Consider the following 22,183-nt stretch of genomic DNA (forward strand, 5'->3'; position numbering starts at 1 on the left):
CGTAAGGAGGAGAAGCAGGAACCGCTTAGCGCCGTTTCCGGCCGCGGACTTGATGCAAAGCAATATCCGGTTGCGCTGCTTGTCACCAGCGAGTCAACGCAAGCAGATCCCGGCGTGCGACCGTCATATACGGACCCTATCAGCACAGCGCCGCCTGCGCGCAGCCCATCGAACGAGTGCCATGAGCGACAAAGCCGTCATCACCTGCGCGCTGAACGGCGTGCTCACCGATCCCAGGCAGCATCACGTGCCGGTCACGCCCGAGGAGATGGCGCGCGAGGCGCGGCGCGCCTATGACGCTGGCGCCGCCATCATGCACATCCATCTGCGTCAGCAGGCGCCCGGCAAGGGGCATCTGCCGTCCTGGGACGTCGACGTCTCCCGCGAGATCCAGCAGGCGATCCGGGAGGCCTGTCCTGGCGTGATCATCAATCACACCTCGGGCGTATCGGGACCGGACTATCAAGGTGCGCTCGACTGCATCCGGCAGACCCGGCCGGAGATCGCGGCCTGCAATGCCGGCTCGCTGAACTACCTCAAGGTCAAGGCCGACAACAATTGGGCCTGGCCGCCGATGATGTTCGACAACTCGGTGGAGAAGATCCAGGACTATCTCGCCGCGATGAAGGACGCGCAAACGATCCCGGAGTTCGAATGCTTCGATGTCGGCATCGTGCGCTGTGTCGGGATGTATCGCCAGACCGGCATGTATGACGGCCCGCTCGAATACAACTTCGTGATGGGCGTCGCGTCGGGCATGCCGGCTGATCCCGAGTTGCTGCCGATCCTGCTCAAGCTGAAGCTCGCCGAGGCGCATTGGCAGGTCACCGCGATCGGCCGCGCCGAGATCTGGCCGCTGCACCAGCGTTGCGCCGAGCTCGGCGGCCATCTCCGCACCGGACTGGAGGACACGTTCTATCTCGCCGACGGCACCAAGGTGACCTCGAACGGCCAATTGATCGAGGCGATCGCCGCCTGCGCAAGGCGGGCGGGCCGCGAGATCGCAAGCCCCGCCGAGGCGCGGCGGATGTTCGGCACCGTCAACTGATGCGAAGTGCTCCGTCATTGCGAGCGCAGCGAAGCAATCCAGAGTCGTGGGCGGGGCTCTGGATTGCTTCGTCGCTGCGCTCCTCGCAATGACGCCGATGGGGAGGAGTAAATCAATGACCAATCTTGAGACCACCGGCGGCGTGCCCGGTCCGGGCCGGATCGGCCGGGTTGCGATCGGCGATCTCTTGAAGCGCGCGGCGCGGCGCTTCCCGGATCGGGTTGCGATCACCGATGGCGGCCGCCAGGTGACGTTCACCGAGCTCGAGCGCGATGCCAACCGGTTCGCGAACCATCTCCTCGCCAAGGGGCTGAAGCCGGGCGAGACAATCTCGACCGTCTGCAACAACTCGATCGAGTTCGTCAAAGCGCTGTTCGGCATCCATCGCGCCGGTCTCGTCTGGGTGCCGATCAATACGATGCTCGGGCCCGCCGACATGGACTACATCCTCGGCCACGCCGAGGTCCGCTTCGCGCTCATCGACGACAATCTGTTTGCGCAGCCGGAGCGGCGGGCGGCGCTGGAACAGCGCGGCGTCGAGCTGATCGCCGTCGATCTCACCGGGACGGCGAGGACCGCGGGGCTTGCCAGCTTCAACGACCTCATCCAGGGGCATTCGGACGTCGAGCCCGAGATCGAGATCAACGACCGCGATCTCGCGATGATCATCTACACGTCGGGCACGACGTCGCGGCCGAAGGGCGCGATGCACTGTCACCTCGCCGTGGTGATGGCCGTGATGAGCAACTGCATCGAGATGCAGCTCTCGCGTGACGACGGCATCACCGGGCAGTTCCCGCTGTTCCACTGTGCCGGCCACGTGCTGCTGCTCAGCTATCTCTCGGTCGGCGGCCGCATGGCGCTGATGCGCGGCTTCGACCCGGTCGCCTGCATGGAGGCGATCGTGCGCGATCGGCTGACCGTGTTCGTCGGTCTGCCGTTGATGTACCAGGCCATCCTCGATCATCCGCGGCGCAAGGAGTTCGACCTCTCGCATCTGCGCACCTGCCTCTACACCATGGCGCCGATGGGCCGGCCGCTGCTCGAGCGCGCGATCAAGGAGCTGTGTCCGAACTTCGCGCTGACCAGCGGCCAGACCGAGATGTATCCCGCGACGACGATGTCGCGGCCCGAGGTCCAGCTCAACCGCTTCGGCAACTACTGGGGCGAGTCGCTATTCGTCAACGAGACCGCGATCATGGACGATGCCGGCAATCTGCTGCCGCCGGGCGAGATCGGCGAGCTGGTGCATCGCGGGCCGAACGTGATGTTGGGCTACTACAAGGATCCGAAGTCGACCGAGGACGCCCGCAAGTTCGGCTGGCACCACACCGGCGATCTCGCGGTCATCGACAACGGCGAGGTGCTGTTCCTCGACCGCAAGAAGGACATGATCAAGTCCGGCGGCGAGAACGTCGCCTCGGTCAAGATCGAGGAGACCCTGCTGGCGCATCCGGCGGTGCAGAATGCCGCCGTCGTCGGCCTGCCGCATCCGCAATGGGGCGAGGCCGTCTCGGCCTTCGTCAAGCTCAAGCCCGGCGCGCAGGCCAGCGAGACCGAACTGCTCGAGCACTGCCGCAAGTCGCTCGGCGGCTTCCAGGTGCCGAAGCTGGTGCGGGTGCTCGAGGAGATGCCGATGACGGCCACCGGCAAGCTGCGCAAGGTCGAGCTGCGCCAGGCCTATGGCGAGCATTTCGCGGCGAAGAGCGCGTGAGTTGTATCAACGACTTCCGCCGTCATTCCGGGATGGCCCGGAGGGCCAGGCCCGGAATCCATAACCACCATCGGGAGTATGGATTCCGGGCTCGCGCTTCGCGCGCCCCGGAATGACGGCCAAAAGAGAGAACCTCGTTCGTGGCTGTGATCGACAACACCATCTCTCCGTCCGGCGCCGCCTTCCAGGCCAACCGTGACGGCATGCTCGGCCTGATCGCGCGGATGCGCGATCTCGAGGCGCGCGCGCGCAATGCCTCCGCGGCGGCCAAGGAGCGCTTCCATCAGCGCGGCCAGTTGCTGCCGCGCGAGCGCGTCGCCCTGGTGCTCGACCCTGGCGCGCCGTTCCTCGAGCTGTCGACGCTTGCCGGCTACATGTTCGATACGCCGGACCCGGCCAAGAGCGTGCCGGGTGGCGGCGTCATTGCGGGTATCGGCTTCGTCGCCGGCGTGCGCTGCATGGTCTCGGCCAACGACGCCGGCATCGATGCCGGCGCGCTGCAGCCTTACGGCCTCGACAAGACCTTGCGCGTGCAGGAGCTGGCGCTGGAGAACAAGCTGCCCTACGTGCAGCTCGTCGAGAGCGCCGGCGCCAACCTGCTGCGCTACCGCGTCGAGGATTTCGTCCGCGGCGGCAACATCTTTCGCAACCTGGCGCGACTCTCGGCGGCCGGCCTGCCGGTGGTCACCGTGACGCATGGTTCGTCGACCGCGGGCGGTGCCTATCAGACCGGATTGTCCGACTACATCGTCATGGTGCGCGGCCGCACCCGCGCCTTCCTCGCCGGACCGCCGCTGCTGAAGGCCGCGACCGGGGAGATCGCCACCGAGGAGGAGCTCGGCGGCGCCGAGATGCACACCTCGATCTCCGGGCTCGGCGACTATCTCGCCGAGGACGATCGCGACGCGCTGCGCATCGCGCGCGAGATCATGGGCAAGCTCAACTGGGACCGGCCATCGCAGGAGCCATCGCCGGTCAAGCCGCCGCGCTACGATCAGGAGGAGCTGCTCGGCATCATGCCGCTCGACCACAAGCGTCCCGTTGACATGCGCCAGGTCATTGCGCGCATCGTCGACGACAGTGACTTCGTCGAGATGGCTCCGAACTACGGACCGGCCACGGTGTGCGGCCATGCCCGCGTCGAGGGGCAGGCGATCGGCATCGTCACCAACAACGGCCCGCTCGATCCGGCGGGCGCCAACAAGGCGACGCACTTCATCCAGTCCTGTTGCCAGAGCCGAACGCCGATCCTCTATCTCAACAACACCACAGGCTACATGGTCGGCCGCGCCTATGAGGAGGCCGGCATGATCAAGCACGGCTCCAAGATGATCCAGGCGGTGACCTCGGCGACCGTGCCGCAGATCACGCTCTATTGCGGCGCCTCGTTCGGCGCCGGCAATTACGGCATGTGTGGCCGTGGGTTCCACCCGCGCTTCTGCTTCTCCTGGCCCAACGCCAAGACCGCCGTGATGGGTGGTGAGCAGGCGGCGGAGACGATGGCGATCGTGACCGAAGCGGCCGCGGCCCGCCGCGGCAAGCCGGTGGAGCGCGAGAAGCTCGACGCCATGAAGGCGCAGATCATCGGCGTGTTCGACAGCCAGATGGACGTATTTGCGACCTCGGCGCGCGTGCTCGACGACGGCGTGATCGATCCGCGCGACACCCGCGCGGTGCTGTCGGAGGTGCTGGCGATCTGCCGCGAGGCGGAGGCGCGACGGCCGCAGCGCATGCAATTCTCGGTGTCCAGGCCATGAGCGGAGAGATGACGGGAATGCAACGCAGGCCGTTCCACAAGGTGCTGATCGCCAACCGCGGCGAGATCGGCTTGCGGATCATGCGCACCGCGCGCCGGCTCGGCTACGGCGTGGTCGCAGTCTATTCCGATGCTGATCATGGTGCGCCGCATGTCCGGCTCGCCGATCAGGCGGTCCGCATCGGCGCGCCACCGCCGGCGCAATCCTATCTGAACATTGCCGCGATCATTGCTGCGGCCAAGGCGAGCGGGGCCGATGCCGTGCATCCCGGCTACGGCTTTCTCGCCGAGAACGAAGGATTCGCGCAGGCCTGCGAGGAGGCGGGGCTGGTCTTCATCGGACCATCGCCGGTGGCGATCGCGGCGATGGGCAACAAGGCCGGCGCCAAGGACATCATGCACCGCGCCGGGGTCCCCTGCGTGCCCGGCTATCAGGGCGAGGACCAGGGCGACGAGGCGATGCTGCGCGAAGCGCGCCGCATCGGCTTTCCCGTGATGATCAAGGCCGTGGCCGGTGGAGGTGGCCGCGGCATGCGGCTGGTGACGGATGCGGACGCCTTTCCCGACCTGCTGCGCAGCGCACGCTCGGAAGCCGCGACGGCGTTCGGCGACGGCACCGTCATCCTCGAGAAGGCGATCGCCAATCCGCGCCACATCGAGATCCAGGTGTTCGGCGATTCGTTCGGCAATGCCGTCCATCTCGGCGAGCGCGACTGCTCGGTACAGCGGCGGCATCAGAAGCTGATCGAGGAGGCGCCGTCGCCGGCGGTCGGGCCGGAGCTGCGCGCGCGCATGGGCGCGGTGGCGGTGCAGGCGGTGAAGGCGCTGGGCTATGAGGGAGCGGGGACGCTGGAATTCCTGCTCGACGGCGACGGGCAGTTCTACTTCATGGAGATGAACACGCGGCTGCAGGTCGAGCATCCCGTGACAGAGGCCTTGACGGGACTCGATCTCGTCGAATGGCAATTGCGCGTCGCCGCCGGCGAGCCGCTGCCGTTACGCCAGGAGCAGATCAGCTTCTCGGGTCATGCGATCGAGGTGCGACTATGCTCCGAGGATGCGGCGCACGACTTCATGCCGCAGTCCGGGCGGATGGCGCTGTGGCAGATGCCCGAGACGATCCGGGTCGAGCATGCGCTGGAGTCCGGCGCGGAGATCCCGCCCCATTACGATTCGATGATCGCCAAGCTGATCAGCCATGCTGCGACTCGTGAGGAGGCGCGCGCAAGGCTGATCGCCGGATTGGAGCAGGCCGTTGCCTTGGGCGTCCCGACCAACCGGGCCTTCCTGATGTCCTGCCTGCGGCATCCGGCCTTCGCCGCGGGCAATGCGACCACCGCATTCATCGCGGCGCATCGCGACGAGCTGCGTGCGCCGGCCGCCGAAGCGGCAGACCTCGCGCTGGGCGCGCTGCTGCTCTCCGTCAGCCATCCGCTCGCGCATCCCGTCCGCCGCGGCCGCTCGCTCGCGGCCGCCTTCGCGACGCCGCTCCGGTTCGAGATCGCCGGCGAGGTGGCCGAGTGCGAGCTGCTGCGCGAGCGTGATGGAATCTATCGCGTGACGCGTGGCGATGCAGAGCATCGCTTCGAGATCGTATCGCTCACGGATGATGCGATTCGGGTTCGTCACGCCGAGATCGTCGAGAGCGTGCGCTTCGTCCGCGACAACGATCGGCTGTTCGTCCAGCATCGCGGCCAGACGCTGGCGCTGCGCGACGTGACGTTGGCCAGGCCGCAATCCTCAGCGGCTGGCGGCGGTGATGGCAGGGTTCGCGCGGCGTTGAATGGTCGTGTGGTCGCGGTGCTGGTGAAGCCGGGCGACAGCGTGGCTGTGGGACAGCCGGTGGTGACGCTCGAGGCGATGAAGATGGAGCACGTCCACACCGCCGGCATCGCCGGCACGGTGACCGCGATCGAGGTCGCCGAGGGCGACCAGGTGACGACGGGCCGGATCGTGGCGGAGATTGCGGCCTGACCGTCGGGCAGGTGGGCGTGAGTTGCCTGCGTGAGTCCTTTCAGGCGTAACGTCGACGTGGATGGCCGGGACGAGCCCGGCCATGACGACGTGGGAAACAGACGGGCGAAAGACGGAGACCGCCACAAGCGATTGCGCGGGCACTTGCGGGAAGAGGCCGGCTTGTCTCGAAGATGCAACGGCTGCAGCCACGTCACGCGGAAGCTCGTCTCCCACTGCAACAGACTTCACGGATGCAATTGCCGCCTCAGTGCGGCTACCAGCCGTGACGTCTGGAACGGCTTCGACAGCAGCGGTGCCGTAGCGAATTCCTCCGGGCATTGATCGACGGAATAGCCGGTGACGGCGACGAAGGGCACGCCGGCCGCCGCCAAGGCGCGCGCGATCGGCGCCGATGTTTCCTGCCCGAGATTGACGTCGAGCACGGCAAGATCGCAATGATTCCGCTCCAGCAGATGGAGGGCTTTGTGCACGGTCGGCGCCACGCCGACCACCGTGAATCCGGCGGCTTCCAGCTCGACCGCGAGGTCGAAGCCGATCATGGGATCGTCCTCGACGATCAGGAGATGAGTCTTCTCACTGGCGCGCATGATGACGGTCGCGGCAGAGGCGTTGCAGGGGGCACCTCAGGTGCCAGCGCAGTCCGGTCGGCAGGAACTCGACCTCGACCGTTCCATCCAGGCCGGCGCGCACCAGGTCGGAAATCACCCGGCTGCCGAAACCGGTGTGCTCCGGCGGCGCGACCTCAGGCCCGCCGCTCTCGACCCAGGTCATGTCGAAGCTGTCATCGATGCGCAGCCAGCGGATCGCGATCCGTCCGTCGTCGTTCGACAGCGCACCATATTTGGCGGCGTTGGTGGCGAGCTCGTGAACCGCCATGCCGATCGACTGCGCGGCCTCCGGCGTCAGCTCGATCGATGGTCCGTCGATCGCGATGCGGTTGCCGATCAGGTCGTTGAATGCGCCGAGCTGCGAGCGGACGAGGCCGTCGAGCGGAATGAAACGCCAATCGTTCTGAATCAGGAGATCCTGATTGCTCGCGATCGCCTGCAGGCGCTCCAGAAAGCGGTTGAGGTCGAGCTGGCGGCCGTGACGGGTCATCTGCCGGGCGATCGCCTGCACCAGCGACAGCAGGTTCTTGCTGCGGTGGTTCACCTCGGCCAGCAAGGTGCGCAACTGCTCCCTTGTCTGGCGCTTGTCGGTGATGTCACGCACGATCTTGGAGGCGCCGATGATGCGGCCGCTGGAATCCCGGACCGGCGAGACCGTCACCGATACGTCGATGAGTGCCCCATCCTTGCGCAGGCGGATGGTCTCGAAATTGTCGATGATCTCGCCGGACAGCACGGTGGCAAGGATCCGGTCCTCCTCGGCCTGGCGCTCCTGCGGGATGATCGTGCGGATCGAGTGGTTGATCATCTCGCCTTCCGAGAAGCCGAAGATGCGTTCGGCGCTCTTGTTCCAGCTGGTGATCGTGCCGTCCAGCGTCTTGCTGACGACGCCGTCCGAGGACGAGGCGACGATGGCCGCGAGCATCGCCGACGCACGCTCGGCCTTCTTCGACAGCGTGACGTCGCGGATGATTTTGGAGATGCCGACGATCACGCCGGTGCTGCTGCGGATCGGTGAAAACGTGATGGAAACCTCGATCGGGCGTCCCGGCTTGGTCAGCCGGACGGTCTCGAAGCTCTCGATCGCTTCGCCCGCGTTGACCCTGGCGCGCAAGGCGCTCGCTTCTTCCGCCAGCTCGGGGGGTATGATCTCGGAGACGGGTCTGCCGATCATTTCAGCCGCGGTGAACCCCAGCATCCGTTCGCTAGCCGCGTTCCAGCTGCGGATGATACCGTCTGCGGTGGTGCCGACAATGGCGTCGGCCGAGCACTCCACGATCGCCGCCAGATAGGCCGTATCGTCGTCGGTTACGCGTGGGGCGGGGGAGGCGCCGGGCATTCCGTGCACGTCGCAGGCTCCTTGCTAACAGGTCGACAGAGAAGACGCCGCGCACGGGATTACCAACTTGTTTGTGTACAAATGCAAGGGCTATCTCGATCGCTGCTTGTTGTTGGTTTTTCCGGCAACGAGGACAGGACGGCTTGCCGCCAGCAGACCCCCCAGGGGCCGTGCGACGTGCTCCAGCTCACGACGGCGAACACCGAGAACGCAGGCTTGGGCGGTTTGTTCCAAGGGATCCTGTTAAATTGCCGCCGAACCGGCGCCAGGGTGCGCTTGCAGCCGGACGCCGCCGGCCGGGGGCTGCGGCTCAACCCATTGGCGAATGTGGCCTTAACTACTTCCTCAGGCTGAGAATGTAGCCTGCCAGGTCGGCCGCATCATTCGCACTGAGCGGATTGTTGGCCATCGTTGCGTGGGGAAGCAGGAGGAACTTGGTCAGCATCTCCTTCGTCACGTTGTCCCTGGCCGCGATGGCGACGAACGGCCGGGCGCGCCGGAACTTGGTCGGCTTGGTGGCCACCGCGTGGCAGGCGGCGCACCAGCGCTCGGCGAGTTGGCGGCCGTGGTCGAGATCCTCGGCGGCCGCCGGAGCGGAGAGCAGGACCAGCAGCAGCAGCGATGGTACGGAGGCACGTCGCACGCCCGGTTCTCCTCACAGCGGCTGGTCGTCGTCGGTCGACGGCTGGTCCTGCAGCGAGACGATGTCACCGCCGCCGAACTCGTCTTCTGGGGGCGGATAGACCCACATGTGGTCGCGCACGCTCCTGACGCCCTGGACGCTCTTGGCCGCCACGATCGCCGTGGCCCGCTCCTTCTCGTTGCGCACCGCCCCCGTGAGATGCGCGATGCCGTTGCGGACGACGACGTTGAAGCGGCAATGCTTGCAGGCGGCCTGGTCGAGTGAATCGAGGATGGCGCTGCGGATGCCGTCATCGTCGGGGGTGGGGCCCGGAACGGCAGTGGCGAGGTCGGCCACGGTTTGCAGGAAATCCGTATGTGTCACCACGCCGGCCAGCCGGTCGCCACTCATCACCGGGAGACGCTTGATGTTGCGCTTTTCCATGATCTCGGCGATCTCCGCCAGGCTGGCATCGGCGCTGACGGTGACCGGAGGCTGGCTCATGATGTCGCCGACCGTCCGGCCGTGGGAATGGACGAAGTCGGCGCCGATGCGACCGCGGCCGACCAGGAGGTCGAGCCAGCGGCCTTGCCTGCGCTCGGTGCCGAGCTCGGCGCGGCGCAGGAAATCACCGTCCGTCACCATGCCGACGAGCGTGCCGGACGCGTCGACCACCGGCAGCCCGCCGATGTGGTTGTGCAGCATGATCCGCGCTGCCTCGGCCACCGGGGTTCCGGGCGTCACCGCGATCACGGATCTGGTCATGATTTGATGAGCGCGCATGTCGTCGTCTCGTGCAATCGCTACGGTCGCAATCGATGGAGAATAGCTCCGCGGCATCGCGCGCGCTTGACCAGGATCAATCCGAGGTCGTGCCGCCCTACACGATCCTTGACGTCTTGTTGCCCCAATAGCGGTCGCGCAGCAGGCTCTTGTAGAGCTTGCCGGTCGGCAGCCGCGGCAGCTCCTTCTCGAAATCGATCGAGCGCGGCACCTTCTGCCGCGACAGCGACTGCCGGCAGAACGCGATCAGCTCCTCTTCCAGCTCAGGCCCGGGCATGATGCCCGACATCGGCTGGACCACCGCCTTCACCTCCTCGCCGAGATCGGGATTGGGCACGCCGAACACGGCGGCATCGGCGACCGTCGGATGCGTGATCAGCAGGTTCTCGCATTCCTGCGGGTAGATGTTCACGCCGCCGGAGATGATCATGAAGGTGGCGCGGTCGGTGAGATAGAGATAGCCGTCGGCATCGACATAGCCGACGTCGCCCACGGTGCTCATGCTGCCGTCGGCCGAACGGGCCTCCTTGGTGCGCTCGGGGTCGTTGAAGTATTCGAACGGCGAGCCCGTCTTGAACCACACCGTGCCGGCGGTCCCGACCGGGCAAGGCTGCATGTTTTCGTCGAGGATGTGCAGGTCGCCGAACAGCACCTTGCCGACCGTGCCGCGATGCGCGAGCCATTCCGCGCTGTCGCAGGCGGTGAAGCCGAGGCCTTCGGTGGCGCCGTAATATTCGTGGATGATCGGCCCCCACCATCTGATCATGTCCTCCTTGACCTGTGCCGGGCAGGGCGCTGCGGCGTGGATTGCGACCTCGAGCGAGGAGAGGTCGTAGCGGGTACGAACGTCCTCCGGCAGCTTGAGCATGCGCGAGAACATCGTCGGCACCAATTGGGTGTGCGTGATGCCCCATTGCTCGACGAGCTGGAGATAACGCTCGGGATCGAACGTCTCCATGATGATGGCGGTGCCGCCGACGCGGATGGTGAGGTTGACCGCGGCCTGCGGCGCGGAGTGATAGAGCGGCGCCGGCGACAGGTAGATCATGCCCTCGCGGTAGCGCCACAGCCTTTCCAGGAAGTCGAAGATCGGAAGCTGCTGCACCGGCGGCTGCTCGGGCAGCGGCCGCAGGATGCCCTTCGGCCGGCCCGTGGTGCCGGAGGAGTACAGCATTGCGGTGCCGACGCATTCGTCGGCGATCGGCGTCGCCGGCAGGCCGGCTGTGGCCTCGGCGAGGCCGACGATCCCCTCGCTCTCGCCTGCGCCATCGGCGACGATGCACAGCTCGATGCCGGGCGCCTCCTTCAGCGCCTCGCGCGCGACGTCGAGCTTGGCGAGGGAAGTGATCAGGAGCCGCGACCGGCTGTTATTGAGGATGTAGGTCAGCTCGCCGGGCGTGAGGTAGGAGTTCACGCAGGTGAAATACAGCCCGGAGCGCTCGCCGGCGCCGCACGCCTCCAGATAGCGGCTGTTGTTCTCCATGAAGATCGAATAGTGGTCGAGCCGCTTCAGGCCGCGTTGGCGGAACAGATGCGCCAGACGGTTGCTGCGCGCCTCCAGCTCGCGATAGGTCACGACCTCGCCGGTCGAGGCCATGATGAAGGCAGGCTGCAGTGGGCGCAGCCGGGCGTGCTTGCCGGTGTACATGTGTCCTCCTGCCGATACGCGCAGCTCGCCGCGGCGCGCGGGCGGGAGGAAGGCGCCTGCCGCGGCACCTTGGCATGGCGACGCGATGCAGACGATGCTGCCTCACGCGTCCAGGCGGTTTCCGTCCCTGCGCACCATCCCGGCGGGACGGCTCGTTGTTTGGGCGCGAATGTAGCGGAGGAGCCCGCCTCTCTCAACATGGCTGTCAGCCGATTGACTGAGGCGGGAAGGGATGGGCGCGGCCGGGGTTCTGGCCTAACATGAGCGCGCATTCCAACGAATGACATCTCAAGACCAAGAAATGCGGGGAGAGACCATATGAAATCGGGTTTGCTGGCTATTGCGGCCGTCGGTGCGCTGCTGGCGGCGGCGCCGGCGTCGGCACAGGTCAAGATCGGCATCCTCAATGACCAGTCCGGCGTCTATGCCGACTACGGCGGCAAATATTCCGTCGAAGCGGCCAAGATGGCGATCGAGGATTTCGGCGGCGAGGTGCTGGGGCAGAAGGTCGAGATGGTGACGGCCGACCATCAGAACAAGCCGGATCTCGCCTCCACGATCGCGCGCCGCTGGTACGACACCGAGGGTGTCGACATGATCACCGAGCTGACGACCTCTTCGGTCGCGCTGGCGATCCAGGAGCTGTCGAAGGAGAAGAAGAAGATCGACATCGTCGTCGGCGCCGCGACCTCGCGCATCACGGGCGATGCCTGCACGCCCTACGGCTTCCACTGGGCCTATGACACCCGCGCGCTCGCGGTCGGCACCGGCGGCGCGCTGGTCGAATCCGGCGGCGACACCTGGTTCTTCATGACCGCCGACTACGCCTTTGGCTATGCGCTGGAGAAGGACACCAGCGACATCGTGACGTCGAAGGGGGGCAAGGTGCTGGGCTCGGTGCGCATCCCGCTCAACTCGTCGGACTTCTCCTCCTTCCTGCTGCAGGCGCAGAGCTCGAAGGCCAAGATCATCGGGCTCGCCAATGCCGGCCTCGACACCACCAACTCGATCAAGCAGGCGGCCGAGTTCGGCATCGTCAAGGGCGGGCAGAAGCTTGCCGGCCTGCTGATGACGCTGTCCGAGGTGCATGGCCTCGGGCTGGAGGCGGCGCAGGGCCTGATCCTCACCGAAGGCTTCTACTGGGATCGTGACGACAAGTCCCGCGCCTTCAGCGAGCGCTTCATGAAGCGCACCGGCCGGATGCCGAGCATGATCCACGCCGGCACCTATTCCGCGACCTTGTCCTATCTGAAGGCGGTGAAGGCCGCCGGAACCAAGGACTCCGACGCGGTGGCTGCGAAGCTGAAGGAGCTGCCGGTCGACGACGCCTTTGCTCAAGGCAAGGTGCTCGCCAACGGTCGCATGGTCCACGACATGTATCTGTTCGAGGTCAAGAAGCCGTCGGAATCGAAGAAGCCGTGGGACTACTACAAGCAGCTCGCCACGGTGCCCGGCGACAAGGCGTTCTTCACCGCCAAGGAGAGCGGCTGCCCGCTGACGAAGTGATCCTGCCACGCTAAAGGGGTCGTCCCGGCGAAAGCCGGGACGACGGAAGAGGGCGGAGCGGTCAGCCGTGCAGCATGCGCCAGAGAATGGCGATGAGCGCGCCGACCAGCAGCGCCGAGGCGGCGAGCGCCTGCACGCCGAAGCCGGGGCCCCGCTTCTCCGCGGCCTTGGCGTAGGACAACATGTACATCGCGCGGCCCGCGATCCAGACGAGGCCGATCAGGGCCGCGATCGCGTCGCTGACATAGATCGCGAACAGCCACAGCGCCGGCAGGAAGATCGGCAGCCATTCCAGCGTATTCACCTGCACGCGATAGGTGCGCTCGAAATCGAGATTGCCGGTGACGGCCGGCGCCTTCACGCCGAACCGGGCGCGCGCCTGCGCGACGCGGACCGCCATGTAGAAATACAGCATGAGCGCGAGCACGGTGACGAGTGCGGTGAAATGATACATGCGCGGTTCCCCCCTTGATGACGGCCTGTTAATATCCCGTCAGCTCGAGATAGCCCACCCCGGTGTGGCTGCCCTTGAAGCTGATCGGTCCCTCCCAATACGGCACGCGCGTGCCCATCCAGGCCTTGGGGTTGAGCGGCGCGGTGTCGATGGCGATGCCGAGCGCGGCGATCTCGACGCGCCAGCCGACCGGCAGCTTGCGCTCACCGATCGTGACCGTCTCCTTCGGGCTCATGGCAATGTCTCCGGGCCCGAGCGGGCGCGAGGCGCCGTCCGTTGGGATCCAGGTGCCGGACGTGTAGTCGCCGTTGCCCTGCCGCATCCGGTACAGCATCAGCTTCTCGCCGCCGGAAAAATGCAGCGCGAACCAGTCCCAGCCGCTCTGGTCGGCGGCCAGCGGCTGACTGCTCCATTCGCGGTCGAGCCAAGCCTGGCCTGAGACCTCGACCGGTTGATCGTCGAAGCTGATGCGGCCGCGGGCGCGGTAGAACGGCTGGCTGTAGTAGTAGGAGGCCTGGCCGCGCTCGGATTTGCGGCTGTAGCCGCCGATGCCCTGCAGCACCACGGGACGGTCGGCCTCCAGATGCAGCGCGTAGGAGAAATCCGGCCCGGCGCCGCGCATGTCGAGCGGCGCCAGCGCTCGATCGTCGGTCGCGGCGGTACCGCGCAGTTGCCAATCATCGATCCAGGCCTGGAACGGCTTGGCCTCGACGCCGGCCTGGCCGACACCGCCGCGCGCGAACTTTTCCGTCGAGCGGTGGCTGTCGGCGCGCGTCACCGCGGCATGCGCCATCCAGAGCTGCTGATTGTCGAAACCTTCGGCTTGCGGGCCCGGCCGCGCCGCCGAGCGGAACAGCGTCCATTGCAGGCCGTAGGCCTTGCCGTTCTCGTCGCTGAGATTCGCGGTGACATACCACCATTCGATGCGGAAATGGTCGTGCGGGCCGTGGTCAGCTGGGAAGCTGAACTCTCGTCCCGGCGTCACCGGCGCAAAGCCCTCGGCGCTGTCGCTCAGGCCCGCAAAGCCCTGCGCGCGCGCGAGCCGCGGCAGCGCCAGCAGGCCGAGCCCGCCGATCAGCCCGCGCCGCGTGATGATCGCTCTAGCGCTCAATGGTGAAGGTCCTGACCAGATCGGCCGGCTGCATCCGCGCCAGCCGCAGCACCGGCAGCAGCGAGGCGATCACCGCCGCGACCAGCGTCACGATCAGCAGCCGGATGAGCTGCAGCGGAAACACGTCGAACGGCAGCCGCCAGCCGAACGCCTTGACGTTGACGATCGCGATCAGGCACCATGCCACGACGAGCCCGAGCGGCAGCGCCAGCAGCGCGGTCAACCCGGCGAGCGACAGCGTCTTCAGCAGCTCGACCTCGGCGAGCCGCCGCCGCGTCAGCCCGATCGCCCAGAGCGGCGCGAGCTGCGGCAGCCGCGAGTTCGCGAGGGTCAGCAGGCTGGTCAGCAGCGCGATCGCGGCGACGCCCAGCGTGAAGGTGTTGAGCGCGCCGGTGACCGCGAAGGTGCGGTTGAAGATCTGCTTCGACTCCTGCTTCACGGTCGCCTGGTCGATGACATTGCGGCCGTCCAGGCCGAACTTGTCGGTGAGAGCGGCGATCAGTCCCGGCACGTCGGCCGGCGCCGCGCGGACGGCCATGCGCGTGATCGGCGTCGCCGGAAAGCGCCGCGTCAGCGCGGCGACGTTGACCGTGACCTGGCCCTTCGGATTGCCATAGTCGGCATAGATCCCCACGATAGTGATGCGCCAATCGCCGGTCGGCGCGGCGAGGTCGATGCTGTCGCCGACAGACAGATTGAGCCGCCGCGCCAACTGCTCGCTGACGAAGCCTGCGTCGCCGCGCACCAACTGCTTCCACGCGTTGTCGCCGGCCTGCAGCAGCGGCCAGTGGTCGCGATAGGTGTCGTGATCGGGCAGGCCGAGAATGTCGATCGGCGCGCCCGCCAACTGCGTCTCGGCGCGGCCGCCCGGCAGCACGGCCTGGACATCGGGCTGCGCGCGCAGCCAGGTCTGGATGTCGCGCGCCTGCGCTTCATCCGCGGCGCTGATGTAGACGTCGGCGGCGAGCCGGCCGTCGAGCCAGACCAGGAAGGTGCGGCTGAAGGTCTCGACCATCGTCGCGACGCCGACATTGACGGCAAGCGCCAGCAGGAGCGCCATCAGCGCCAGCGACAGGCCCGAGATCTGCTGCCGGCTGTCGGCCCAGAACCACTGCGCCAGCGCCGCGCGCGCGCCGCGCTCGCCGAGCCGCAGCACGAGCTCCAGGATCGCCGGCAGCAGCAGCGCGGCACCGAGCATCATCGCCGCGAGCACGCCGAAGCCGGCCAGCAGCGATTGCCCGAACCACAGCAGCAGGCCGGCTGCGACGAAGAAGGCGAGCGCGAAGGCGCTCTGCAGCCGCAGCCAGCGCCGCTGCGCCTCCTGCCACGCATAGGGCTGCGCGGTGGACAGGATCGGCAGCCGCATCGATTTGATCAGGCTCGTGGTCGCCGCTGCCAGCTCGCCGGCGATGCTGATGACGAGGCCCGCCAGCCACCATTCCGGCTGCAGGCTCAGCTCGCCCGGCACCTGCGCGCCATACAGCCCGCGCAGCGATGCCGCCACGTTCGGCAGCAGCGCGGCGGCGATGACGTAGCCGCACACCAGTCCGGCCAGGCCCGCCACCAAGGCAAAGCCGATCAGCTCGCCGATCAGCACGCCATTGAGCTGCCGCGCCGACACGCCGCAGGCGCGCAAGGTGCGCAGCACCGGCAGCCGCTGCTCGAAGGCGAGGCCGATGGCGGAATTGACGATGAACAGGCCGACGACGAAGGACAGCAGGCCGAAGGCGGTGAGGTTGAGGTGGAAGCTGTCGGTCAGCCGCTCCAGGTCGGTCTCGGCCTCCGGCTGCAGGAGCTGTAGCCGGCCGCCGGCGAATGACCGCAACGGTGGCAATTGACCGGCCGCCTTGCCGACGAGCAGCCGCGACATCTGGCCGGGCTTGTCGAGCAGCCGCTGCGCGTCGCTGATATCGACCACGAGCACGCCGGGCGCGAGCTGCTGCTGCGCCATCAAGGGCGGCAGCTTGACATCGTTGCTGAGCCGCGGCGTCGCGCCGTCCTTGACTCCGAGATCGGCCAGCGTGTCCGGCGAGATCAGCGTCCGGTGCGGCGGTGTCAGGAACGCCTCGAGCTCGCTGCGGCCGACCATCGGCGCATCGCCGACCTCCCGGGGGATGCTGAACGGCTCGATGCCGAGCAGCCGCAGTGAATGGCCGTCGATCTGCACGCGGCCCTCCAGCACCGGCGACACCGCCCAGCCGGCGCGGCGCAATTCCGCGAACACGCTCTGCGGCAGCATCTTGCCGTCGGTCGCGACCAGCATCGGCGTGCGCGCGCCGCCGAAGATCGCGGCGGCGCGGTCATACGAGCTGCGGGCCTGCTGATTCAGCGCCTGCACGCCGCTCCACAGCGCGGTCGCCGAGATCAGCCCGATCAGCAAGGTCGCGAGCTGCATCGGATGCCGGCGCCAGTGGCTGAGCAGCACCGCTAATATCCACAGCGCGCGTCTCATGCGATGCGTCCGGCATGCAGGTGGACGTGACGGTCGAGCATCGCCGCGAGCCGCGCGCTGTGCGTCACCATCAGGAAGCCGCAGCCGGTGCGCGCGACGAGGTCGCGCGTCAGCGCCATCACCTCGTCGGCGGTGTCCTCGTCGAGGTTGCCGGTCGGCTCGTCAGCAAGCAGCAGCGCCGGCTTGATCGCCAGCGCGCGGCCGATCGCGACGCGCTGCTGCTGCCCGCCCGACAATTGCTCGGGATAGCGCTTGAGCAGCGGCTTCAGCCCGAGCCGCTCGACCAGCTCGCTGTGCCACGCCGGATCATGCCGACCGGCCAGCCGCGCCTGGAAACTGAGATTGTCCTGCACCGACAGGCTCGGCACCAGGTTGAACTGCTGGAACACGAGGCCGAGCCGCTCGCGCCGGACCGCCGCGCGTGCCGAATCGTCGAGCGCGCCGACCGCAGCGCCGTCCAGCAGGATGTCGCCACTGTCGGCGGCATCGAGCCCGGCGATCAGATGCAGCAGCGTGCTCTTGCCGGAGCCGGATTCGCCGGTCAGTGCGACGCGCTCGCCGGAGGAGACGTCGAGGTCGACGCCACGCAGAACATGGATCGGCTCGCCGCCGGATCGATAGGATTTGGTGAGATGACGGACGCTGAGCACGGGCATGATCGGGGTTGTTGCGTCACAACATAACAAGGGCCAACGCGAACATCACGTGCTCGTTCTTCGTGACGCCGCCGATGTGATGCCGGCCGCGCGCAATCAGGTTGCGAGGGTATCGCGATGCAGCCCAAGAGGGCGGATTCCCGCGTTGCAGCAACAACTTAGCGCGCGAGCCGGTTGCCTGCGGAGCCGCTTCGTGGGTAGCATCGTCGAAACGCCCGGATGACAGGGGCGGATCATGACAGAACGGGGAACGACCATGGCCGCGCCGACGACGCTGAAGGGCACATCCCGCGCAAGCGCGACCCCGAAGGGCGCCTGGAAGATCACCTTCCTGCTGTTCCTGTTCATGCTGGTGAACTTCGCCGACAAGATCGTGGTCGGGCTCGCCGGCGTGCCGATCATGACCGAGCTCAACCTGAACGCCGAGCAGTTCGGCCTGCTCGGATCGTCCTTCTTCTTCCTGTTCTCGATCTCCGCCATCGTCGTCGGCTTCGTCGTCAACAAGGTGCCGACGCGCTGGGTGCTGCTGGTGCTGGCGCTGATCTGGGCGGTGGCGCAGTTCCCGATGGTCGGCACCGTCGGCTTCACCACGCTGCTGATCTGCCGCGTCATTCTCGGCGCCGGCGAAGGTCCCGCCGCGTCCGTGGCCGTTCACGCCGTCTACAAATGGTTTCCCGATGAGAAACGAGCGATGCCGACCGCGATCCTGTCACAGGGGTCGGCGTTCGGCGTCATCCTCGCGGTGCCCGCGCTGAACTGGATCATCGTCAATCACGGCTGGCACTATGCCTTCGGCGCGCTCGGCGTGGTCGGGCTGATGTGGAGCGTAGCGTGGCTGTGGCTGGGCAAGGAAGGGCCGCTGGCCGAGGTCGAATTCGCCGGCCTGCGCGAGCAGCGTGTGCCGTATCTGCAATTGCTGACGTCGCGCACCTTCGTCGGCTGCGTCGCCGCGACCTTCGGCGCCTATTGGGCGCTGTCGCTCGGGCTCACCTGGTTCACGCCGTTCCTGGTGAAGGGTCTCGGCTTCTCGCAGCAGCAGGCCGGCTTCATCTCGATCCTGCCCTGGATCTTCGGCGCGTGCGTGGTGCTGACCACGGGCTTCGTGTCGCAGACGCTGATGGCGCGCGGCGTATCCACCCGCATGGCCCGCGGCGTGCTCGGCGCGACGCCGCTCGTGATCGGCGGCGCCCTGATGGCGATGATGCCGCATGTCGACGCCGCGTCGGCCAAGATCGCACTGCTCGTGGTCGGATCGGGATTGTGCGGCTCGATCTACGTCGTCTGCCCGCCGATGATCGGCGAGTTCACGCCGGTCACGCAGCGGGGCGCCGCCATGGCGATCTACGGCGCGCTCTATACGCTGGCGGGCATCGTGGCGCCGGTGGTGATGGGCAAGATGATCCAGGCCTCCGGCAGCCTGCTCGAAGGCTACATGTCCGGCTTCACCATCAACGCCGTGATCATGGTGATCTCCGGCCTGCTCGGCCTGGCGTTGCTCTGGCCGAACAGCGAACGCGCCCGCCTGCAGGCGCAGCAGGCTGCCGCGCCGGAATTTGCGTGATACAACCCCTGCCGGGGGTCATCAGGAGGCGGCCTCGCATTCATCCTTGCTGAGGTCCTGCACGATGCGCCTGTTCTATCATATGCTGCACTACTGGCGCGGTGCGCGATGCCTGAAGATCGAGGACTTCCCAGGCGCCATCCTCCACTTCAGCAAGGTGATCCAGCTCAACCCGCGCAACTATTACGCCTACCATAATCGTGGCGTCGCCCTTCAGGGCATGGGAAGCCACGCCAGTTCGATCGCGGATTTCGGCCTGGCCCTCAAGCTGAAGCCGAACGCGCAGACATTCGGCGCCCGGGGCGTGTCGCGGAAACTCCTTGGCGACTTGGACGGCGCCTTTGATGACCAGGCGCGAGCTCTCGCTCTCGACCCCAGGGTCGCCGCGGCTCATGGCGAACTCGCGTTCCTTCATCACGTAAAGGGCGATTCGGATCGCGCGATCGTCGAGAGCACGACGGCGATCGGCCTCGCACCCAAGGACCCCATCATGCAGAGGGGGCGTGGCTATATCCAGTTTTGCCGCGGCAGGTTCGATGCCGCGGCAGCGGACATGGAAAGATCGCTCGCGCTCGAGTTCGATCCCTATGCGGTTCTGTTTCTTTACCTGTCGCTCGCCCGGTTGCCGGGGCGCGCCGGGCCCGACCTCGCCGCTGTCGCATCGCGCTGGACTGCGGCGCAGTGGCCTGGACCGGTGTTCGATCTGCTGATGGAGCGTGCGACGGCGCAGCAGGTGCTGAATGCGACCGCAACGGCTCCCGAACAGGCTGAAGCCTATTTCTACATCGGTGAGTGGCATCTCTTGAACGGCCGCCACGACGAGGCCGCACGGGCACTGGAGATCGCCCTGCGCTCGTTGCCGCCATGGTTCAACGAATACTCGGCCGCACGATCCGAGCTTGCGAGGCTCGCCGAGACGGTCGCCGCGGCCAGTTGATGTCTCAGCTCACACGGCGCGCTCCCCTGACCAGCCGCCCCGGCCGTGCGCCGGTGGCCTCGCCGTGGCGGCGCGTGACCACGCCGGACACGATCGTCGCGTCGTAGCCGTCGACCTCCTGCATCAGGCGGCGGCCGCCGACCGGCAGGTCATAATGCACCTTCGGCGGATGCAGGTGCAGCCGGTCGTAGTCGATGACGTTGACGTCCGCCTTGTAGCCCGGCGCGATCAGGCCGCGATCGTCGAGGCCGACGGAGAGTGCGGTCTTGCGCGACTGCGCGGCGACGACGAAGGGGATCGACAGCCTGTCGCCGCGCTTGCGGTCGCGGGTCCAGTGCGTCAGCAGATAGGTCGGGAAGCTGGCATCGCAGATGATGCCGCAATGCGCGCCGCCGTCGCTGAGACCGGGCACGCTGCGCGGGTCACGCAGCATCTCGTAGGTGGCATCGAGATTGCCGTCGGAATAGTTGAGGAACGGCACGTAGAGCATGCCGCGCCCGCCGTCCGTCAGCATCGCGTCATAGGCCAGTTCCTCGGGGCGACAGCCGCGGGCGCGGGCCTGGGCGCCGAGCGACCGCTCGGGCGGCTGCTCATAGTCCGGCGGATCGCCGAGCAGGTACATCTTGTCGTAGTTCGGCTTGAAGAACAGCGGGTCGTCGGTCGCGCTGGCCTGCTCGCTCAGGATCGCCGCGCGAACCTGCGGATCGCGCATCCGGGTGACGCGCTCCGCCAGCGGCAGATGCGCGATCGCCTGATAGCTCGGATGCGTCTGCAGCGGGTTGCGCGACAGCTCCAGCCCGAGCAGCAGCCCGACCGGACGCGCCGCGATCTGCGCCGTCACCGACAGGCCGCGCGCAGCGGCGGCGTTGATCTCGGCCAGCGTCTGCCGCCAGCGCTGCGGCGCGCGGTCGTTCTGCGTCACCGAGAACGAGATCGGGCATTTCGTTGCCTCGGCAATGCGCAGCATCATCGGCAGGTCTTCATGGATGGTCGAGATGTCGAGCACGAATTGCAGCACGCTGCGGCCGGCGCCGTGCATGGCCTGCGCGATCGTCGTCAGCTCGTCCTCGCCGGCCTTCAAGGTCGGCGTGTAGTCGCCGGTCGAGGTCCGGTGGTTGAGCGTGCGCGAGGTCGAGAAGCCGAGCGCGCCGGCCTTGACCGCATCGCGCGCCAGCGCCGCCATCGCGCGGTTGTCGTCGGCGGTGGCGGGATCACGCCGCGCGCCGCGCTCGCCCATCACATAGACGCGCAGCGCCGCATGCGGCAGTTGCGCGCCGATGTCGAGATCGAATTCACGCTTGCCCAGCCACTCCATGTAGTCCGGAAAGCTCTCCCATTCCCAGGGAATGCCGGCCTCGAGCACCGGCTCGGGAATGTCTTCGACGCCCTCCATCAACTGGATCAGCCGCTGATGATCGGCCGGCCGGCACGGCGCGAAGCCGACGCCGCAATTGCCCATGATCGCTGACGTGACGCCGTTCTGCGACGACGGCGAGATGTCGTGGCTCCAGGTGACCTGGCCGTCGTAATGGGTGTGGACGTCGACGAAGCCGGGCGTGACCAGCTTGCCCTTGGCGTCGATCTCCTCGCGGCCTGATGCTGTGACCTTGCCAACCTCGATGATGCGGCCGTCCGCGATCGCAACATCCGCCTCACGCAGCTCGCCGCCTGAGCCATCGGCAACGGTTCCACCGCGGATCACGAGATCTGGCTGCGTCATGGCGTGTCTTCCCCGATATTGTCATTATCGGGACATCATCGACGCATGCACGATGATGTCAACACGCGGGAAGAGACAGCAGCGTTGCATGGAGAGGTGGAAGCGTCTCAAACGTCGCGCAACTATCAGAGGTGCTCATGATTGCGTCCTCTCCCCTTGTGGGAGAGGGCATGTAGGACAGATCAGCAAGCTCGGTCGGGTGAGGGGTCTCTCTCATTGGCGCTAACTTACCAAATTAACGCTTGGTATTCTCGTTTTCTTGGCGGCTCTCGGAGATGGCGTTGAATGTTC

Annotated in this window: 17 protein-coding genes; 7 read left to right on the forward strand and 10 right to left on the reverse strand. The window is 67.0% G+C overall.

From position 1 onward, the window contains the following. Nucleotides 1-181: 181 nt before the first annotated feature. From QX128_RS17615 to QX128_RS17630, 4 genes are all read left to right on the forward strand, one after another. Nucleotides 182-1,048: a 3-keto-5-aminohexanoate cleavage protein gene (locus tag QX128_RS17615; RefSeq protein ID WP_316238065.1), complete on the forward strand. Its 867-nt coding sequence runs from the start codon at nt 182-184 to the stop codon at nt 1,046-1,048. 115 nt (nt 1,049-1,163) lie between these two features. Further along, nucleotides 1,164-2,762, forward strand: coding sequence for an AMP-binding protein (locus QX128_RS17620; RefSeq protein WP_315801669.1), 1,599 nt, complete (start codon nt 1,164-1,166; stop codon nt 2,760-2,762). Nucleotides 2,763-2,902: 140 nt separating this feature from the next. Beyond that, entirely contained in the window at nt 2,903-4,519 is a 1,617-nt protein-coding gene (locus tag QX128_RS17625) for an acyl-CoA carboxylase subunit beta (protein ID WP_316238066.1), read from the forward strand. Nucleotides 4,520-4,536: 17 nt separating this feature from the next. Then, complete coding sequence (locus QX128_RS17630) at nt 4,537-6,492, forward strand: acetyl-CoA carboxylase biotin carboxylase subunit (protein WP_316238085.1); 1,956 nt, start codon at nt 4,537-4,539, stop codon at nt 6,490-6,492. 227 nt (nt 6,493-6,719) lie between these two features. Here the strand turns inward: QX128_RS17630 and QX128_RS17635 are convergent, their stop codons facing one another. From QX128_RS17635 to QX128_RS17655, 5 genes are all read right to left on the reverse strand, one after another. Further along, complete coding sequence (locus QX128_RS17635) at nt 6,720-7,082, reverse strand: response regulator (RefSeq protein ID WP_316238067.1); 363 nt, start codon at nt 7,080-7,082, stop codon at nt 6,720-6,722. Continuing rightward, on the reverse strand, nt 7,069-8,451 hold the full coding sequence (locus tag QX128_RS17640; RefSeq protein ID WP_316238068.1) for a PAS domain S-box protein: 1,383 nt from the start codon (nt 8,449-8,451) through the stop codon (nt 7,069-7,071). Before QX128_RS17640 ends, QX128_RS17635 begins: the two co-directional genes overlap by 14 nt. 328 nt (nt 8,452-8,779) lie before the next feature. Beyond that, nucleotides 8,780-9,085, reverse strand: coding sequence for a cytochrome c (locus QX128_RS17645; RefSeq protein ID WP_316238069.1), 306 nt, complete (start codon nt 9,083-9,085; stop codon nt 8,780-8,782). Nucleotides 9,086-9,097: 12 nt separating this feature from the next. Then, nucleotides 9,098-9,847 carry a CBS domain-containing protein gene (locus QX128_RS17650; protein WP_315801664.1) on the reverse strand — a complete coding sequence of 250 codons (750 nt, stop codon included), beginning with the start codon at nt 9,845-9,847 and terminating at the stop codon, nt 9,098-9,100. Nucleotides 9,848-9,944: 97 nt separating this feature from the next. Further along, nucleotides 9,945-11,495: an AMP-binding protein gene (locus QX128_RS17655; protein ID WP_316238070.1), complete on the reverse strand. Its 1,551-nt coding sequence runs from the start codon at nt 11,493-11,495 to the stop codon at nt 9,945-9,947. 318 nt (nt 11,496-11,813) lie between these two features. Here QX128_RS17655 and QX128_RS17660 point away from each other — a divergent pair, with 318 nt between their 5' ends. Beyond that, a complete protein-coding gene (locus QX128_RS17660; RefSeq protein WP_316238071.1) occupies nt 11,814-13,001 on the forward strand; it encodes an ABC transporter substrate-binding protein in 1,188 nt (395 codons plus the stop codon). A gap of 61 nt (nt 13,002-13,062) precedes the next feature. Here QX128_RS17660 and QX128_RS17665 read toward each other — a convergent pair whose 3' ends face one another. Genes QX128_RS17665 through QX128_RS17680 form a run of 4 tightly spaced genes read right to left on the reverse strand, consistent with a single transcriptional unit; the run spans nt 13,063 to nt 17,674 of the window. Then, on the reverse strand, nt 13,063-13,455 hold the full coding sequence (locus tag QX128_RS17665; RefSeq protein ID WP_316238072.1) for an MAPEG family protein: 393 nt from the start codon (nt 13,453-13,455) through the stop codon (nt 13,063-13,065). Nucleotides 13,456-13,483: 28 nt separating this feature from the next. Then, complete coding sequence (locus QX128_RS17670; RefSeq protein ID WP_316238073.1) at nt 13,484-14,566, reverse strand: lipocalin-like domain-containing protein; 1,083 nt, start codon at nt 14,564-14,566, stop codon at nt 13,484-13,486. Next, on the reverse strand, nt 14,556-17,018 hold the full coding sequence (locus tag QX128_RS17675; protein WP_316238074.1) for an FtsX-like permease family protein: 2,463 nt from the start codon (nt 17,016-17,018) through the stop codon (nt 14,556-14,558). Before QX128_RS17675 ends, QX128_RS17670 begins: the two co-directional genes overlap by 11 nt. Next, a complete protein-coding gene (locus QX128_RS17680; RefSeq protein WP_316218720.1) occupies nt 17,015-17,674 on the reverse strand; it encodes an ABC transporter ATP-binding protein in 660 nt (219 codons plus the stop codon). Before QX128_RS17680 ends, QX128_RS17675 begins: the two co-directional genes overlap by 4 nt. A 256-nt stretch (nt 17,675-17,930) precedes the next feature. Between QX128_RS17680 and QX128_RS17685 the strand changes: the two genes are divergently transcribed. Continuing rightward, on the forward strand, nt 17,931-19,235 hold the full coding sequence (locus tag QX128_RS17685) for an MFS transporter (protein WP_316238086.1): 1,305 nt from the start codon (nt 17,931-17,933) through the stop codon (nt 19,233-19,235). A 64-nt stretch (nt 19,236-19,299) separates the two neighbouring features. Further along, the gene (locus tag QX128_RS17690; protein WP_316238075.1) at nt 19,300-20,172 is read left to right on the forward strand and encodes a tetratricopeptide repeat protein; all 873 of its coding nucleotides are present in this window, start codon (nt 19,300-19,302) and stop codon (nt 20,170-20,172) included. A 4-nt stretch (nt 20,173-20,176) separates the two neighbouring features. Here QX128_RS17690 and QX128_RS17695 read toward each other — a convergent pair whose 3' ends face one another. Beyond that, nucleotides 20,177-21,892, reverse strand: a complete 1,716-nt coding sequence (locus tag QX128_RS17695; protein ID WP_316238076.1) for an N-acyl-D-amino-acid deacylase family protein — start codon at nt 21,890-21,892, stop codon at nt 20,177-20,179. Nucleotides 21,893-22,183 lie beyond the last annotated feature (291 nt).

The sequence above is a fragment of the Bradyrhizobium sp. SZCCHNR1015 genome, from assembly GCF_032489875.1.
In the GTDB taxonomy this organism is placed as follows: domain Bacteria; phylum Pseudomonadota; class Alphaproteobacteria; order Rhizobiales; family Xanthobacteraceae; genus Bradyrhizobium.

Bases quoted from the DNA above. Each gene is read 5' to 3' on its own strand.
- QX128_RS17675 (WP_316238074.1), bottom strand. From the start codon at position 17,018: ATGAGACGCGCGCTGTGGATATTAGCGGTGCTGCTCAGCCACTGGCGC.
- QX128_RS17615 (WP_316238065.1), top strand. From the start codon at position 182: ATGAGCGACAAAGCCGTCATCACCTGCGCGCTGAACGGCGTGCTCACC.
- QX128_RS17620 (WP_315801669.1), top strand. From the start codon at position 1,164: ATGACCAATCTTGAGACCACCGGCGGCGTGCCCGGTCCGGGCCGGATC.
- QX128_RS17635 (WP_316238067.1), bottom strand. From the start codon at position 7,082: ATGCGCGCCAGTGAGAAGACTCATCTCCTGATCGTCGAGGACGATCCC.
- QX128_RS17690 (WP_316238075.1), top strand. From the start codon at position 19,300: ATGCGCCTGTTCTATCATATGCTGCACTACTGGCGCGGTGCGCGATGC.
- QX128_RS17695 (WP_316238076.1), bottom strand. From the start codon at position 21,892: ATGACGCAGCCAGATCTCGTGATCCGCGGTGGAACCGTTGCCGATGGC.
- QX128_RS17630 (WP_316238085.1), top strand. From the start codon at position 4,537: ATGCAACGCAGGCCGTTCCACAAGGTGCTGATCGCCAACCGCGGCGAG.
- QX128_RS17680 (WP_316218720.1), bottom strand. From the start codon at position 17,674: ATGCCCGTGCTCAGCGTCCGTCATCTCACCAAATCCTATCGATCCGGC.
- QX128_RS17655 (WP_316238070.1), bottom strand. From the start codon at position 11,495: ATGTACACCGGCAAGCACGCCCGGCTGCGCCCACTGCAGCCTGCCTTC.
- QX128_RS17665 (WP_316238072.1), bottom strand. From the start codon at position 13,455: ATGTATCATTTCACCGCACTCGTCACCGTGCTCGCGCTCATGCTGTAT.
- QX128_RS17660 (WP_316238071.1), top strand. From the start codon at position 11,814: ATGAAATCGGGTTTGCTGGCTATTGCGGCCGTCGGTGCGCTGCTGGCG.
- QX128_RS17650 (WP_315801664.1), bottom strand. From the start codon at position 9,847: ATGCGCGCTCATCAAATCATGACCAGATCCGTGATCGCGGTGACGCCC.
- QX128_RS17685 (WP_316238086.1), top strand. From the start codon at position 17,931: ATGGCCGCGCCGACGACGCTGAAGGGCACATCCCGCGCAAGCGCGACC.